Genomic DNA, 16381 nt, shown 5'->3' with positions numbered 1-16381 from the left:
GGCGTCCGCGACCCGGTCGACGGGGACCGCGACCCCGCCCCGGTAGTTGTGGGTGTTCTCCACCGCGAGGAGGCCGGTTCCGGGGCGGTGGAGGTCCTCGACGACGAGCTCGCGTTCGACCGCTGCCGGCGTCGGGACACATCGGTCACCGGCGTCGATCGTCCGCGTCTGGACGCCCGAGAGCTTCGCCGCGCCCGCGAGCTCCCATCGGTAGATGTGCGACTCCCGCTCGAGGAGCAGCTCTTGGCCGGGCTCCGTGTGGACGTGGACGGCGATCTGGTTGGCCATCGTTCCCGAGGGGACGTACAGCGCCGCCTCCGTCCCGACCGCTTCGGCGGCTTCCGCCTCCAGCTCGGCGACGGTGGGGTCGTCGCGGTACACGTCGTCGCCGACGTCGGCGTCGCGGGCCGCCTCGCGCATCGCGGTCGAGGGTCGGGTGACGGTGTCGGAGCGCAGGTCAATGAACTCGTCGGTGGCGGACATCGGATGTCGATCGTTCGACGCCCCGAGTCAAATAGCCCGCGCTCCGTCCGAGGTGGCAACACGACTGGAATCGCTTCGTCGTCCGACGAGCCAAGGACTCGACCGACTCCCGGCGGGGGGTTCCGCGGCCGGTCCCTTCTTAACACGCGCGCCACATCGTGTCCCTATGGCAACGGAAGCCGCAGCCGACGACGGGAGCGGGTCCGACGCTCCGGACGCGTACGACGCCCTCCTCGACCGCGTACGACGCTGGAACACGCTCGGGAGCGCCGCCGGCGTCCTCGGGTGGGACCAGCAGGTCATGATGCCCGAGGGCGGCACGCCCGCCCGCTCGAAACAGCTCTCGACCATCTCGTCGATCCGCCACGACATGCTCACCGACGAGGAGACGGGAGCGCTGCTCGACGAGCTGGCCGACGCCGACCTCACCGACGAGCAGGCCGCCGTCGTTCGCGAGGTGCGCCGCGACTACGAGCGCGCGGACGCGGTGCCCGTCGATCTCGTCGAGGAGATCTCCGAGACCGGTTCGGAGGCACTCCAGGCGTGGGAGGAGGCGAAAGCCGAGGACGAGTTCGAGACGTTCGCGCCGTACCTGGAGAAACACGTCGAGCTCAAACGCGAGTACGCCGAACACGTCGACCCCGACCGCGACCCCTACGAGGTGCTCTTCGAGGACTACGAGCCGTGCCTCTCTATGGAGCGTGCGGAGTCGATCCTGGAGGAGCTCCGCGAGGCGCTCGTCCCCATGATCGACGCGATCCGCGAGTCGGACCGCGAGCTCGCCGTCGACACCTTCGAGGGGGAGTTCCCCGAGTCCGACCAGGAGGCGCTCGCCCACGAGACGCTTGAACTGCTCGATTACGACTTCGACCGCGGCCGGCTGGACGTTTCCTCGCACCCGTTCACCTCCGGTAACCAGTTCGACTGCCGCGTAACCACGCGGTTCGACGAGTCCGACCCGCTGGGTGCGATCGGCTCGACGATCCACGAGTACGGTCACGCCCAGTACAACCTCGGGCTCCCGCAGGAGCACTGGGCGACCCCGCTCGGCGAGTCGCGTGACCTCTCCGTTCACGAGTCGCAGTCGCGGCTCTGGGAGAACCACGTCGGCCGGAGCCGGGCGTTCTGGGAGACGTTCCTTCCCGCGTTCCAAGAGCAGTTCCCCGACACTGCCGAGGCGAGCGTCGAGGACGCCTACGAGGCGTTCAACCAGGTGTACGAGGACAACCTGATCCGCGTCGAAGCGGACGAGCTCACCTATCACCTCCACATCATCGTCCGGTTCGAGATCGAACGCGACCTAGTCCGTGGCGACCTGGACGTCGCGGACGTCCCGGAAACCTGGAAGGACAAGTACGAGGAGTATCTCGGGATCCGACCGGAAACCGACAGCGAAGGCTGTCTCCAGGACATCCACTGGAGCCACGGCAACTTCGGCTACTTCCCGACCTACTCGCTCGGATCCGTGATGGCGGCCCAGCTGTTCGCGGCCGCCGAGAGCGAGATCGAGGGGCTCGCGGAGTCGATCGCCGCGGGCGAGTTCGGCGACCTCCACGACTGGCTCGGCGAGAACGTCCATCGCCACGGCTCCCGGTACGAGACGAACGAGCTCGTCAAACGGGCGACCGGCGACGATTTCTCCGCGGACGCGTTCCTCGCGTACGTGGAGGAGAAGTACGGCGAGCTGTACGACCTGTAGTCGACGAACCGACCGTCGGTTCCGCTCTCGTTTTCCGCGGCGTCCCCCGTCTCAGAGTCGGTGAGCGACGCGCTCGCCAGTGTCGAGCCCGTTCGCCAGCGCGGCGTGGAGGCGTCCCTCGCCGACGACCCAGTCGCCGAGGACGTAGAACCCCTCGTCCGCGGCCGAATCGACCGGTCCGCGTTTCACCCCGTCCTCGGGGATCGCGTAACGCCACCCCTGGTGGTCGGTCCAGTCGGGGTCCGCGAGGCGGTCGCCGCCCACGAGGTCGGCGGCGTGGTCCGCGAGCGCCGCGACGTTCTCGCGGGGGTCGTCGTCGTAGTGAGCCGTCGACCACTCGCCGCCCGCCTGGACGACGAGCAGCGACTCGCCGTCGGGGACGTGACCCGCCTTACACTCCTCGCGGGAGATCCAGCCCACCGCGTGCGCCTTGTCCGTGTTGACGAGCCCGTAGTAGGGCCGATCGAGCGAGAACTCGTAGTGTAACACCGCGGTCCAGACGCTCCGATAGGGGACGTCGGCGGCGGCCGCTCGGAGCGCCTCCCGGACGGGCGACTCCCACTCGGCGTCCGCGAGGAGCTCGGCGGTCTGCGGTGCGGGCGGGTTACAGAGGAGGACGTCGAACGGTCCCCACTCGGTCCCATCGGCATCGACGAGGCTCCACTTCTCGTCCCCGTCCGTCCCGTCACCATTGCCCTGCTCCCGTCGGATCGTCTCGACACGGGTTCGTCGGTGGACGGTCGCGTCGGTTCCGCCGAACAGCCGTTTCGCGATCTGTGTGAGCCCCATGCGGTAGCTCCACTTGTGTTCGTCCGCGTCGCGTCCGGGCTCGACCTCCCCGTCCGCCTCGAAGGTGTGGATCGGCTCGGTCGCGTCCACCATCCCCTCGTCGCTCAGCGTCTCCGTGACGAGCTCGACGACGCGCTCGTCGTCGGATTTGAGGTAGTTCGCCCCGTAGTCGTACACGAGGTTCCGGTCGTCGTTTCGCCGCGTCGCGGCCCGGCCACAGAGTCCGCCGGACTTCTCGAAGACGGTGATCTCCGCGTCGGGAACCGCGGTGTCGAGGACGTACGTCGCCGCCGCCGCGGCCGCACCCGCGCCGACGATACCGATAGTGGTCATTCGTGTACGGACCCACGGGCGCGAGCGGCTAACCGTTGTCGGGGGCGCAGTCGACCGTCGCGTTTCGGAGCGGTCCTCGGAGGTACAAGCGGGGACGAAAGAGGGTTCTATCGGCGGCGTCAACGGTGTGTCGAATGGCCGATGACTCCGACGGTTCCGAAACGGCGGTGACCGACCTCGTCCGGACGGCGCGTCTCGTCTTCGGCGGCGTGATCCTCGACGACGAGCCGCGTCTCGTCGAAGCGATCGACCGCGACCGGTTCCCGGATGACCGGGCGGAGACCGCGCTCGCGACGGCGTTCACGAGCGCCAACGCTGATCTCGTCCCGATCGTGGTCGATACGGAGGACGCGGGCGGTGGGGCCGAGGCGGCGGCCCAGGACGCGCCACCGATCGCGGCGTTCGACGAGGTCGCTTCGGCGATCGAGGGAAGCCACACGTACTACCTCGTGATGAACGTAGGCCTTGGCGAGTGGAAGCGAGTGCGAAACGCGGCGACAGACGGAACGGACCGGTACCGTGTCGCCGACACGGTGACGACGGCGGCGACGGACCGGATCGGTGACCTTCCGGAGGAGGTCGCCGGGAGCGATATCGACGTGATCGACTGGAGCGGTTGACCGGCGCTCAGTCGCCGCAGTCACCGCCCCCTGCGCTTCCGGTACCGCCGTCGCCACAGCCACCGCCACCTGCGTCTCCCTTACCGCTGTTGCCGTCAGGATCCGCCGACGGAACGGTCGGCGTGTTCGGATCTGTCGGGTCCAGTCCCGCACGCTCGGCGCGGTTGACCGCGCCGACCCGGTCGGTCACCCGGTCACGGAGGTCGAAGAACCGGTCGGCGGCTGGCGTCCCCTGAAGCACGGTGACCGGCTTGTCGGCGTCGCTGCCGGATCGGATCTCCGGGTCCATCGGGATCTCAGCCAACAGCGGCACGTCGAACTCCGCGGCGACGTCTGCGCCGCCCCCGCTCCCGTACAGCTCGTGTTCGTCGCCACAGCTCGGACACCGGAACGCGCTCATGTTCTCGACGACCCCAAGCACTGGCGTCCCGCGGTCGTGGAACATCCGGATCCCCTTTCGGACGTCTTCTAGGGCGATGTCTTCCGGCGTCGTCACGACGACGGCCCCGGTCACGGGAACGCTCTGTAACAGCGTGAGCTGCTCGTCACCGGTTCCCGGCGGCAGGTCCACGAGCAGATAATCCAGGTGCCCCCAGTCGGTCTCCTCGATGAGCTCCGAGAGTAGCTTGTCGATCATCGGCCCGCGCAACATCGCGGGGTCGGTGTCGTCCTCGGAGAGGAACGCCATGCTCATCAGCTTGATACCGTCGGCTTCCGGCGGCACGATCTTCCCGTCCTCACTCAGACCCGGCTTGGCTTCGATCCCGATCATCCCCGGAACGTTCGGCCCGTAGATATCGGCGTCGAGGAGGCCGACGCGAGCTCCCGTCTCCGCGAGCGCGGTCGCGAGGTTCGTCGCCACCGTCGTTTTTCCGACCCCGCCCTTCCCCGACGCGACCGGCACGACGTTCCGAACATCGGGGAGTGGGCTGTCCGAGTCCTCCCAAGAGAGGCTCACCGTGACATCCGGCTCCAGCCCGAGCGCCTCGACCTCCTCGCGGATCCGATCGCCCATCGCCTTCTCGTCGCCCGAGTACGGCGCGTTGAAGGCTACGGCGACGGTCACGACCCCGTCTTCGACACGCACGTCGTCGATCAGTCCGAGCGTCGCGACGTCCTCGTCGAGTTCGGGGTCCTCCACCGCTCGGAGCCGTTCACGAACCTGCGCTTCATCGGGCGTCATCGATCCCCACCTCCATCGAGAGCCGTCAGCACGTCATCGTCGGCCCCATCGAGTCTGTTGAGCCGGTCCGCGAGTCGTTTCCCGTCGGACTCGACGAAGGACTGGGTCTCGTCGGCGAGCAGCCGATAGAACTCGGTGTCGGCGCCCTCGCGCATCTCCTCCGCGAGTTCCGAGATCCATCGGCCGAGGTGCTCCGAGAGGAACTCGTACTGGCGTTCGAGGTAGTGTTCGGCCGCCTCGAACTCGCCGGCGCCGAGCGCTTCGACCTCCGTCGTGACGAGCAGGAACGTGAACTCCAGCTCCGCGGCGACGTGGTCGGCGGGCTCGTCCATCTCGATGTCGACGCCGGCCTCGGTGTACTCTGCCTGTACCTCGGCGGTCGACCCCGTCATCACGCGCGTCTCATCGTCGACATATACCGATTCGTAGGGCGGTGCCTCCAGCTCGAAAGGGCCGACGAACAGCCCCGCGTGGTCGAGTGTCAGATCCGCGGCTCCCGCCGCGGCGTCGGCGAGCGCATTGACGTCCACCTCGACTTCCGCGTTGGTCGTGTTCGCGATTCGGTCCATCCTCCCTTCGTCAGGCGGCTGAAACATCGCCGCCAGTAGCCCGTACGTGTTCGCCCGGCGCTGTTCATCGGCGAGCGCCCCATCGTGTCGTTCGTCTCTCGTGTTTTGGTGTGTCATGGTCCTCGATCGCCCCGTACGTGCGCTCCGCCCCGCTTCGTTTCTCCGACGGACTGTACTCGCCAATGGGAGCCGGTGCCGGGTTACCGTTTCTCGATGTCCACCCAGACGTCGCCGTAGAAGACCGAGCTCCCACTCAACCGGTCGTACTCGGCGCCGATGATCTCGTTGTTCGAGCCGCCGCGGGCCTCCTCGCCGAACTCCTCGGACGCGACCTGCCCGTAGGCCCAGTGACCCTGTCCCCACGTCTTGGTGACCGTCCCCGGACGGACACCCTCCCAGCGTTTGACCTCGGATTCGATCTCACCCGCAGGCGATCTGATCACGATTTCGTCCCCGTCCTCGAGGCCGAGCGCCTCCGCGTCACGCGGATTGAGCTTGGTGAGGTCCTTGTACGGCTCGTCGCCCGGATTGACGTCCTTGAACTCGTGGAGCCACGTCGTGTTCGCGGAGCGACCCTCGCGGTTCAGTCGGTCCTTGTAGTCGACGAACTTGAACGGGTACTCGGACTCCTCGCCCATTCCGTATGGCTCCTCGTAGTGGGGAACGAACGCGTCGGGCGCGTCCGGGTCGTCGACGCGGCCCTGGTAGTTGCACGTCTCCAGCACGTCGTCGACGTCCGTCTCGTGGCGCTCGGCGTGGCCTTCAAGCGCGTTCCGTAACGTCTCCCCGTCGAACTCGAACACGCCCGAGTCGGTGCCGAACTCGCCTCCTTCCGAGGGCCAGCGGTGGCGGTACTCCCACTTCTCCGTGTGCCAGATGCCGCGTTCGCGGAACGCGACCCAGTCGTCGAACTCCTCGCCGCCGGGCCAATCGAACTCGTTCTCCCGGTAGTCGGGGTCCCAGATCGGTCGGGTCCGATGCTTGATCGCGTTCCGCGAGAACGCCTGCGCTCGGAGCTCGCGCGACCGGAAGTCGTCGCCGGGGACCTCCTCGCGGAGCGACTCCCCCGTCTCGGGATCGGGGTACTCCTCGTCGAAGAACTCCAGCATGTTCTCGAACCCTTTGTCGGCGAGCGCCTCCGCTAGCAGGTACGGGATCTCCGTTTCGTCGGTCTTGACGTCCCACAGCCGACCGGTGTCGAGGACGTCCGCGGGGTCGTCCGGATCGTCGGCCATCACGGGCGTGTGCAGGTTGATCGTCCGGTAGCCAGCGCCAGTGCTCCGGAGCTGGCCCCAGCGCTCGAACTGGTGGTGGGTCGCCGGCAGGATCAGGTCGGCGAACCACGCGGTCTCGCTGGCGTGGGTTTCGATGGTCGCGTGGAACGGGATCTTCGAGAGCGCCTCCTCCCAGCGCTGGCTCTCCGGGTTCGAGAAGGCGAAGTTGTTCCAATAGGAGATCAGCACGTTGATCTCGTTCGGGTCCTCGTCGATGATCCCGTCAGCCGCGTTGTTGGTGACGACGCCCCCGCCCGACTCGCCACCTTTGAGGGCCGGGAACTCCAGCCGCCCGCGCTGGTCGATCTTCTCGTTGTCGAGGCCCGCCTCGGCGACCTCGTCGATGTAGCCGTCAGGAGCGGGTAGGTCGTCAACACCGGTGCTCGGCGCGTACAGGGTACCGCCGCGATTGCCGACCGACCCGACGAGTCCGTTCAGTGCGTGGATCGCCATCGAGGTGTAGCTCCCGCGGATCTGCATACAGGGACCGCCGCCGAGCCACGAGATCGCCTGCGGTCCGGCCTCAGCGAACTCGACCGCGACCCGCTCGATCTGCTCGGCCGGGACGCCTGCCCGCTCCGCGGCCCACTCGGGGTCTTTGTCGTGTAGCTCCTCGTTCCACCACTCGACGACCCCCTGGCTGTTCGCGGACTCCTCGAACGTCTCGGGCCCGACCCGGTTACCGGGGACGAAGCGGTTCTCGCCGTCCGCGAACTCGCCGACGAACTCGCGATGCCACAGGCCCTCACGCAGGATGACGTGCGCCATCGCCGACGCGAGCGCGCCGTCCTGTCCGGGCTCGACCGGGAGCCACTCGTCGGATTTCGTCGCCGTCGAGGAGAGCCGCGGCTCGACGACCGCGACCGTCGCGCGGTCGAGCAGGTCGCCGAACTCGTTCGAGTAGTGTGAGACCTGCCGGTTCGTCGAGATGGGATCTGCGCCCCACGCGAGCACGTACCGGGCGTTTTGAACGTCGTACTGACGGTACGACCACTCGCCTTCGGTGTACATCGGGCCGAACTTCTCTGCTTCCGCACAGATCGCGCTGTGGGAGATGTTGTTCGGCGAGCCGACGATCTTCGGGAGGTAACTGTAGAGGATCGGGCGGAGGTAGGTGTACCTGCCGCGGGTGACCATGAACGTCTCCGGCTCCTCGTTCTCCCGGAGCTCCATGATCTCGTCGGCGAGCATGTCGATCGCCTCCTCCCAGCTGATCGGCTCGAACTCCGGGTCGACGTCTCGGCCCTTCTCTGGGTTCGTCCGCTTCATCGGCTGCGTGACCCGATCCGGGTCGTACAGCTGCTGGATGGCGAGGTCCTGACGCGGGCAGTCGTGCGTGCCGTGGATCTTCGAGTCCTCGTGGCCTCGCGTCCTGATGACGCGGTTAGTTCGGTCGTCGACCAACACCTCCGCCGAACACCAGGACGTACAGCCCGCACAGCAGTTCGGCCTCCAGTCGCCGCTGTGTTCGACCAACGCGTCGCGGTAGTCGTCGGCCTCGACGACCGACGTGAGACTCGTCAGGCCGGTACCGAGCCCGGCCGCGACTGCGCCGACCGCGCCCGCCTTCATGAAGTTCCTGCGCCCCAACGAGAGGCCGGAACCGTCGGTGCCATCGTCCGTCTCAGTGGTGGTGTCGTTTGTGCTCATCGGTCTAGTCGCTCAGTCCGGGCTCGCCGCCCCCTCGCTCGTAGCCGCCGCCGTTGTACTCTCTGACGTACTTCACCTTCGGCTTCGTCCCCTCGTCTTCCTTCAGCACGTCGGGGTTGTACTTCCCGAGGACCTCGTTCACCTTGCTGTCCGGGTCGTTGAGATCACCGAATATCCGCGCCTCACAGGGGCACTCCTCGACGCACCGCGGGAGCTCGCCCTCGTTGAGCCGGTGAACACAGAAGTTGCACTTCTCGACGACGCCCTTGTATCTGGTCGGGTGCTCGTGCTCGCCGGCCTCGCGGTTCGGGTTGTAGTAGGCGGGCGCGTCCTCGTCGACGTCGGCCCGCTCTTTGACTTGCTTCGGCGACGCCGTTCCGTTCTCGATGACCGCCTCGTCGCGCTCCCAACGCGGGTGTGGGTCCTCCTTGTTCAGCGTTATCTCGTCGTACGGACAGTTGACCATACACGCCTTACAGCCGATACACTTCTCGTGATCGTGCATCGTGATGTCGCCGTCACCCTTGTACAGCGCCGAGGTCGGACAGCCCTCCGCACACGGGGCGTCCTCGCACTGGTTACACAGCGTCGGCGTGTACTCGTAGCTGACGTCGGGGAACTCGCCCTCGGTCTCGATGATCCGGCTGGAGTACGCCTGCCCCTCCTGGAGGTTATTCTCCTGTGCACAGCCGATGTTACAGGCCGCACAGCCGGTACAGCGCTGTAGGTCGATGACCATGCTCAGGTCGACACCCTCGTCTTGCAGGTCGGTCTCGTCGAGCTCGGCGACCATCCGGTCGTCGAGCGACTCCGCGGCCTCAGTCATCGTCGGTCACCTCCGTGGTCGCGGCCGAGTTCGGGTGTGTCATTTCGGTGGCTCCGTGGTCCGGGTGCTCGTCGAGGTCGAAGACGAGTCTCCCCCCCGTGTACAGCAGCGCGAACAGCGCGAAGCCGAACACGACGATCGCGATCTCCGCGGCTGACGGCGCGTAACTCACCAGCGGGAACTGGTGTGAAGGGTCGTTCGTCAGCGCGACGACCTGGCCGCCGAGAACGAACTCGAGGCGGCTCGCGAAGAGCCCGACGAGCGCGAGGACCGAGGCGGTGAACACGCCGCCGACCGTCCGCGTTCGCGGCAGCGAGAGGAGCGCGAACGGCACGACCATGCCGAGCCCGACGCCCACGCCGAGCGCCCACACGCCATGTGCCCCGAACAGCATGTGCTCGTGTGCGAGCGCGAGCGCTTCGTTCGTGGCGACGAGCCCGTACACGTGTCTGAACGCCGTGAGAAGCAGTGTCACGCCGGCGAGGACGCCGAGGTACTTCGCGAGCGTTCCCGTTAGCAGGGTCTCGTCGACGGCGCTCGCCGTCGCATCGGTCAGTCGTCGCTCGGCGATCGTGACCGCCGTGAGCAGCGCGACGCCCGAGAACACCGCCGTCACGAGCAGGTACACCGACGCGAAGATCCCGCCGTAGTATGGGCGGGCTTCGGCCGTTCCGAAGATCGCGCCGAGCATCCCGCCGGCGAGGATCGGTGCGACGAGCGCGACGATCCCGACCGCGAGCGTCAGGCGTTGGCTCGGCTTCTCGGCTCGATCGAGCAGGTAGAACTCGGCGACCAGCGCGCCGCCGTAGGCGGAGTAGAGGACGATCATCCACCACATCGGGGCCGACGGGTTCGGCGAGAGCAGCATTTGTGGGATCGCGCGGAACGGCTGGCCGAGTCCGGCCATGATGACCAATCCTCCCGCAGCGAGCGTGAGCAACGACAACAACACTCCCCGCTTCACGAGCGGGTCGAAGGTTTTCATGCCGAAGACGCTCGACAGCGACGTGACCCCGATACAGATACCGGTGCTCAACAGCGCGAAGAAGACGTACGTGGAGATGAGGACCCCCCACGGAACCTGATCGCTCAGGCCGAGCACCGTCGTGCCTTCGATGAGCGTCGACAGGGCACCGTACGCCCCGATAAGCAGCCCGAGGGCGATCAGTCCGAGCCACGCGTACGTGCGCGGCCCGGCGTCACGGATACGACCTCGCACGCGGTCGCCTTCGAGACTGCTCATCGAACCACGCTCCGAGGTGAGACACCGCGTGTGAACGGCCTCTCGACACGGTTACTCCGACACTCCCGTGTGTCACGGCCCGTCGATCGTGTCGTGGGGTACATAGTTCTCTCCTCACCACCGAGTTGAGATCCTGTTCACATATACTCGCCTGCGAGTTGCCATTTCCCGGTAATCGGTTCCGGATCCCCCTGGATGCTGGGGGTATTTATATACTCCACCGCGGCTCGCGCTATCGGTAGGGCTCTGCGTCCCGAAGAGACGCGAGAACCGCGTCGATGTCGACGGCGTCGGCTTCCGCCGCAGTCGCAACGGTCGGTCCCGCCGCCGCGCGCCCGCCGAGGACGACCTTCGGCAGGTCGCTCCCGCTGAACCCCTCAACGATCGCGTACTCGTAGTGTCGATCGAACTCGGCGAGGATCCCGTCTAGACTCCGACCCTCACCGGTCGCGAACCACGTCCCCTCGTCCGTGACGCCGACGGTGTGTACCGCGCCCCCTGCCCGATGTCGCGCCGTGTCCTTCCCGTCGGTGTCGACGTCTGGCTCGTGAGTGAGGTGTTTGACCGTCGCGACGCTGCCACGCTCGCTCAATCGTTCCGCCAGCCGCGTCACGAGCGTGGTCTTCCCCGAGTCGGACGGTCCGACGACGGCGAGTACCTTCATTTCGCTTCCCTCCTCGGCCGGGTCGACCACCTCGTCACCTCCGCGGACGGTCCGGTCACGGTCCTCACGGTCACTTCTCGATGATGCTCTCTTCCACCGCCTCGCCGAAGTGGCGAGCGACGTCCTCGTAGTAGACGAGCGCCTCGTCGCCCACGTCGAGATCCGTCACGGCCTTTCGACCCTCGCTCGTGGCGACTTTCACCGTCTCGGCGTTCTGGATGAGGGTTTCGACGCGGTCGACGCCGTCGTCGGTGTCGACCTCCGCCTGGACCCGGAACATCGGCCGCTTCTCGATCTTCACGCGACCGACGATCGCCTCGCGGGTGTGGCCGGCGGTGTCCACGATTTGCACCTCGTCGCCGCTCGACAGCTCCGCGAGGTAGTTCGTGCCGCCCTCGGGATTCCGGACGTACGCGTGGACCGCGCCGGCGTTCACGCGGAACGGGCGCGACTCGACGTACGGGGACTCCGCCGTCTCCGCGTGGACGAAAAAGAGACCGCGCGACATCGAGCCGACGAGCATCCCCTCGTCGCCGTCCATCAGCGACCCGGTGTCGATACACACCCGGTCGGCCATCCCTGTTCGCTCGACCGCCGTGACCTCCGCGTACCGCAGATCGAGCGACTCGCGGTCGGCGGCGTCGCGGGCCTCGACCGCGCCGCGGATCTCGTCCGGAGCGTCGGTGTCGAGGAGGACGCCGTCCGCGCCGATCTCCAGCGTTTCGAAGGCAGTTCGAGCCTCGGCGGCCGTCGTCGCGCCGGCGATCAGGTGGGTCTCCTCGCCAACGCGTGCGATGAGGTTCTCCAGCGGGATGATAGACCAGTCCTCGCCGACGATAACGGTGAAATCGGCGGCCGTGGCGGCCTCCTCGGCGAACGCTTCGTACTCCGTGCCGAGCACTCGGACGTACGCGCCCTGTGCGCGGTCGTCGCGCCGGCGAAGCGTCGTCAGGTCCGCGGAGCCGGAGAAGTCTTCGGGGAGGTCGATGGTGCCGTCCCCCTCGCCGTCCTTTCCGACGAAGTAGGCGTCGGCCTCGGCGTCGTCGCCGTCCCCGTCGACGACGTCGGCGTCCGCGAGAAACGCCGCGACGTTCACGTCGCCGAGCTCGCGCACCCGAGCGACGTCCGCCTCGTCGACGAGGACCCAGTCGGCCCCGGCCTCGATCGCGGCCGTGATCCGGCGCTTGCGTGTGTTCCACTCCCCGACCGTGCCGTCGGCTTTGACCCAGACCGTGCGCGTCATACTGATCGACTCACGGGGGCCGGGCTTGAAAACTGCGGAACGAACAGCCGGGGCGGTCCGATTACGCCTCGGCGAACCCGCCGGCCCGGAGCGCCTCGTCGACGTCGGCGCCGTCGTGCACGATCGCCGACACCGCGCTCGCGATACCTTCGGGGTCGTCGTGCTGGAATATCGAGCGCCCCATGGAGACGCCGGCCGCGCCGCCGTCCATCGCCCCGCGGACCATCTCGACCGTCTCGCGATCCGTCCCTTTCGACCCGCCGGCGATGACGACCGGGAGTCTGGTGGACTCGGTGACCCGTTCGAAGGAGTCGCCGTCGCCGGAGTAGCCCGTCTTCACCACGTCCGCGCCGAGCTCCTCCGCGAGCCGGACGGCGTGCCCCAGCGACTCGGGATCCGCTCCGTCCACGCCGGGGCCGCGGGCGTACGCCATCGCGAGGACGGGGAGGCCGAGCCTGTCGGCGTCGTCGGTCAGCGCGGCGAGGTCCTCGATCTGTTTCGGCTCGTAGTCGGAGCCGACGTTGAGGTGGAGCGACACCGCGTCCGCGCCGGCGCGAACCGCCTCCTCGGCCGTGGCAGTCATCCGCTTGTCGTTCTCGTCGGGGCCGATCGTCGTCGAGGCGTTGGCGTGGACGATGTATCCCGCCCCGTTCTTGTTGTCGTGAACCCGGTCGGCGATTCCCTTCTGTGTCAGTACGGCGTCGGCGCCGCCGCGTGTCACGCCGTCGATCGTGGACTCGATGTCGACGAGCCCTTTCACGGCTCCCATCGTGATCCCGTGATCCATCGGCACGATGAGGTAGCGGTCGTTCGTCGAGATACGGTCGAGTCGTGCGGTGAGTCCTGGTGTCATGTGGAACGGCTCGTTGTGTGAGAGTGTGTCAATCGGAGGTAAGTCGGTTTCGTTCGGGGACGTATTCTCTCGAAGACGGTCACCCGGTCGATACCCGCCGCATCGGCGGCTACGATCCCGGCGTCCCGACGCGGGTCGCGTACCCGCGTTCGGCACCCGCCTTCAGCTCCTCCGAGAGCGCCGCCAACTGGTCGGCGACCGTCTCGACGGAGCGCTCCTCTTCGTGCCCCTCGGCGACGATGTCGACGAGCGCGGAGCCGACGATGATCCCGTCCGCCCCGCCGGCGACGATCCGCTCCGCGTGTTCGCCGGTCGAGATGCCGAACCCGACCGCCTTCGGCACGTCGTACTCGCGGAGGCGGTCGAGGCTCTCGGCGGTGCTGTCGGAGACGTCCGACTTCGCCCCGGTGGTACCGAGCCGTGCCTGGACGTACACGTACCCCGACACCCGCTCCATGATCCGTTCGAGCCGCTCGCCGCGCGTCGTCGGCGCGACGATGAAGACGAGGTCGAGCCCGTACTCGTCACACGCCTCTCGAAGCGGGTCGGCCTCCTCTGCCGGGAGATCGGGAACGACGAACCCCTCCAAGCCGGCCTCGGCGGCCCGCTCGACGAACGACGCCGGCCCGTCGTGGCTCGCGGCGTTGCCGCTCGCGTTCGAGGCGCTTCGCGCCTCGCTAGCCCCGTACTGGTAGATCAGGTTGTAGTACGTCATACAGACGAGCGGCGCGTCCACGTCGAGCGTCTCGACGAACTCGAAGAAGCGGTCCGGCGTCATCCCGCCGTCGAGCGCGCGGACGACCGCCCCCTGGATCGTCGGTCCCTCCGCGATCGGCTCCGAGAACGGGAGGCCGAGCTCGATGACGTCGGCACCGCCGCGATCGAGCGCCTCTACGTACGCGAGCGAGGACTCGTAGTCGGGGTCACCGACCGCGAGGTACGGGACGTACGCCGGGCCGTCCGCGAACGCCGCCGCGATGGCGTCGCTGTTGCCGACCCGTTCGCGGTCGGACGCGTCCGGACTCCCCGCCATCTACATCCCCCCCGTGAACATCGACATGTCCGGCGCGCCCTCGATGTCGCGGGCGTGCGTCTCCTCGATAGCGGCGTCGAGGTCCTTGTCGCCGCGGCCGGAGACGTTCACGACCACCCGGTCGCCGAGCGACTCGTGGTGCTCCTCGAGGAAGCCGAACGCGTGCGCCGTCTCCAGCGCGGGGATGATCCCTTCCGTCGAGGAGAGGCGGTGGAACCCTTCGAGCGCCGTGTCGTCGTCGACGGCGACGGGCGTCACCCGTCCCTCGTCGACGAGGTAGGCGAGCTCGGGACCGACGCCGGCGTAGTCGAGCCCGGAGGAGACGGAGTGGCTCTCCATGATCTGTCCGTCCGAGTCCTGGAGCAGCTTCGTCCGCGCGCCGTGGAGGACGCCCTCTTCGCCCGTGAACAGCGAGGCGGAGTTGGGGGCGACACCGGCCGCCTCGTCGACTTCGAGCGTCGACCCGCCCGCCTCGACCGCGTGGAGCGCGACCGACTCGTCGTCGACGAACGCCGCGAACGACCCCATCGTGTTCGATCCGCCACCGGCGCAGGCGACGACGTCGGTGGGGAGCGCGCCGGTCTTCTCGAAGGCCTGCTCGCGGGCCTCCTCGGAAATGACCGCCTGGAAGTCACGAACCATCACCGGGAACGGGTGGGGCCCGACGACGGAGCCGATCACGTAGTGGGTGTCCTCGACGGTCGCGGCCCAGTCGCGCATCGTCTCCGAGATCGCCTCCTTGAGCGTCCCGCGCCCCGCGGTGACTGGTTTCACGTCGGAGCCGTTGAGCTTCATCCGGAACACGTTCGGGCGCTGGCGGTTGATGTCACGCTCGCCCATGTAGATCGTACACGGCATATCGAGGTGGGCGGCCGCCATCGCGGTCGCCGTGCCGTGTTGGCCCGCGCCCGTCTCCGCGATGATCCGCTCTTTACCCATGTACTTCGCGAGCAACACCTGACCGAGCGCGTTGTTCAGCTTGTGTGCGCCGCCGTGGAGCAGGTCCTCGCGTTTGAGGTACACGTCGCGGCCGTAGCGCTCGGAGAGTCGGTCCGCGCGCTGCAGCGGCGTCGGTCGCCCGCCGAAGTCGGCGAGCCGCTCGCGGAACTCGTCCATGAACCCGTCCTCGTTGCCGAGGACGTACCGCTCGTAGGCGTCGGCGAGCTCCTCGATCGCGGGCATCAGTGCCTCGGGGACGTACTGACCGCCGTAGCGGCCGAACTTCCCGTCCTTTCGGCCGCGCTCGCGGCCCGGTCGTCGCGAGAGTGTGGCTGTCTCGTCGACTCCTCCCGTCGTCTCGTTCGTCGTGGATCCGGTTTCGCTCATGTGGCTGTGGTGTCGTGTGTCGCGTCGTCGGTCGATCGTGTGTCGTCGCCGCTCGCTCCGGTCAGTTCGCGCGTGTTCGCCTCGACGTCCCCGTCCATGATGGCACTCCCGATCAACAGCGCGTCCGCGCCCGCCGCTCGCATCCGGCGGACGTCCGCCCGAGTCGAGAGCCCGCTCTCCGCGATCAGCGTCACGTCGTCGGGGACCGCAGAGGCCACCTCCTCGAACGTCGCGAGGTCGACCTCCAGTCGCGCCAAGTCCCGGTTGTTCACGCCGATGAACTCCGCGCCCGCGTCGACGGCGGCGGCCAGCTCCTCGCGGTCGTGAACCTCGACGAGGACCTGGAACCCGCGGTCCCGGGCGGCCGAGAGGAGATCCGGGAGGTCGTCGCCGACGAACCGCGCGATCAGCAGGACGACGTCGCTCTCGACGGCGTCGAGCTGCCCCTCGTCGACGACGAAGTCCTTGCGGAGGACCGGGACGTCGACCGCTGCGCGGACGCGTTCGAGCGTCCCCGTGCTCCCGCCGAAATGGTCCGGCTCGGTGAGCACGCTGAGCGCGGCCGCCCCACCCGCGACCATTCCCTCCGCGAG

At 67.9% G+C, this 16381-nt stretch carries 15 protein-coding genes; 2 read left to right on the top strand and 13 right to left on the bottom strand.

What is annotated here, in order from left to right; genetic code table 11:
- A partial coding sequence (locus ACFQEU_RS04375; protein WP_379779644.1) for a threonine aldolase family protein occupies positions 1 to 483 on the bottom strand: 483 nt, incomplete at its 3' end.
- A gap of 166 nt (positions 484 to 649) precedes the next feature.
- On the opposite strand from ACFQEU_RS04375, the gene ACFQEU_RS04370 reads away from it, so the two are divergent.
- Positions 650 to 2182 carry a carboxypeptidase M32 gene (locus tag ACFQEU_RS04370; RefSeq protein WP_379779642.1) on the top strand — a complete coding sequence of 511 codons (1533 nt, stop codon included), beginning with the start codon at positions 650 to 652 and terminating at the stop codon, positions 2180 to 2182.
- 51 nt (positions 2183 to 2233) lie between these two features.
- On the opposite strand, the gene ACFQEU_RS04365 is transcribed toward ACFQEU_RS04370, so the two are convergent.
- Positions 2234 to 3304, bottom strand: coding sequence for an NAD(P)/FAD-dependent oxidoreductase (locus ACFQEU_RS04365; RefSeq protein WP_379779640.1), 1071 nt, complete (start codon positions 3302 to 3304; stop codon positions 2234 to 2236).
- A gap of 134 nt (positions 3305 to 3438) precedes the next feature.
- Between ACFQEU_RS04365 and ACFQEU_RS04360 the strand changes: the two genes are divergently transcribed.
- Positions 3439 to 3924 (top strand): hypothetical protein, encoded by a 486-nt coding sequence (locus tag ACFQEU_RS04360; protein ID WP_379779638.1) that lies wholly within the window; start codon positions 3439 to 3441, stop codon positions 3922 to 3924.
- 7 nt (positions 3925 to 3931) lie between these two features.
- On the opposite strand, the gene ACFQEU_RS04355 is transcribed toward ACFQEU_RS04360, so the two are convergent.
- The 11 genes from ACFQEU_RS04355 to ACFQEU_RS04305 form a co-directional block, all read right to left on the bottom strand.
- A complete protein-coding gene (locus ACFQEU_RS04355) occupies positions 3932 to 5107 on the bottom strand; it encodes an Mrp/NBP35 family ATP-binding protein (RefSeq protein WP_379779635.1) in 1176 nt (391 codons plus the stop codon).
- The gene (locus ACFQEU_RS04350) at positions 5104 to 5793 is read right to left on the bottom strand and encodes a TorD/DmsD family molecular chaperone (protein WP_379779633.1); all 690 of its coding nucleotides are present in this window, start codon (positions 5791 to 5793) and stop codon (positions 5104 to 5106) included. Before ACFQEU_RS04350 ends, ACFQEU_RS04355 begins: the two co-directional genes overlap by 4 nt.
- Before the next feature lie 83 nt (positions 5794 to 5876).
- Positions 5877 to 8600 carry a molybdopterin-dependent oxidoreductase gene (locus tag ACFQEU_RS04345; protein ID WP_379779631.1) on the bottom strand — a complete coding sequence of 908 codons (2724 nt, stop codon included), beginning with the start codon at positions 8598 to 8600 and terminating at the stop codon, positions 5877 to 5879.
- A gap of 4 nt (positions 8601 to 8604) precedes the next feature.
- The gene (locus ACFQEU_RS04340) at positions 8605 to 9426 is read right to left on the bottom strand and encodes a 4Fe-4S dicluster domain-containing protein (protein ID WP_379779629.1); all 822 of its coding nucleotides are present in this window, start codon (positions 9424 to 9426) and stop codon (positions 8605 to 8607) included.
- On the bottom strand, positions 9419 to 10669 hold the full coding sequence (gene nrfD, locus ACFQEU_RS04335; protein WP_379779627.1) for an NrfD/PsrC family molybdoenzyme membrane anchor subunit: 1251 nt from the start codon (positions 10667 to 10669) through the stop codon (positions 9419 to 9421). The genes ACFQEU_RS04340 and nrfD overlap by 8 nt, the downstream gene beginning before the upstream one ends.
- A 232-nt stretch (positions 10670 to 10901) precedes the next feature.
- Positions 10902 to 11363 carry a molybdopterin-guanine dinucleotide biosynthesis protein B gene (mobB, locus tag ACFQEU_RS04330; RefSeq protein WP_379779625.1) on the bottom strand — a complete coding sequence of 154 codons (462 nt, stop codon included), beginning with the start codon at positions 11361 to 11363 and terminating at the stop codon, positions 10902 to 10904.
- A 40-nt stretch (positions 11364 to 11403) separates the two neighbouring features.
- Positions 11404 to 12576: a 3-dehydroquinate synthase II gene (locus ACFQEU_RS04325; protein WP_379779623.1), complete on the bottom strand. Its 1173-nt coding sequence runs from the start codon at positions 12574 to 12576 to the stop codon at positions 11404 to 11406.
- A 61-nt stretch (positions 12577 to 12637) separates the two neighbouring features.
- Positions 12638 to 13429, bottom strand: coding sequence for a 2-amino-3,7-dideoxy-D-threo-hept-6-ulosonate synthase (locus ACFQEU_RS04320; RefSeq protein WP_379779621.1), 792 nt, complete (start codon positions 13427 to 13429; stop codon positions 12638 to 12640).
- A 109-nt stretch (positions 13430 to 13538) separates the two neighbouring features.
- Positions 13539 to 14462 (bottom strand): tryptophan synthase subunit alpha, encoded by a 924-nt coding sequence (gene trpA / locus ACFQEU_RS04315; protein ID WP_379779619.1) that lies wholly within the window; start codon positions 14460 to 14462, stop codon positions 13539 to 13541.
- Positions 14463 to 15788, bottom strand: coding sequence for a tryptophan synthase subunit beta (gene trpB, locus ACFQEU_RS04310; protein ID WP_379779617.1), 1326 nt, complete (start codon positions 15786 to 15788; stop codon positions 14463 to 14465).
- Positions 15785 to 16381: alpha-hydroxy-acid oxidizing protein (locus tag ACFQEU_RS04305; protein WP_379779615.1), on the bottom strand; the 597-nt coding region annotated here is incomplete at its 5' end. The genes trpB and ACFQEU_RS04305, both read right to left, overlap by 4 nt.

Origin of the sequence: Halorubrum tibetense (assembly GCF_042661865.1) — an archaeon.
Classification (GTDB): Archaea; Halobacteriota; Halobacteria; order Halobacteriales; family Haloferacaceae; genus Halorubrum; species Halorubrum tibetense.
This window is presented reverse-complemented; position numbering and strand designations above follow the sequence as displayed.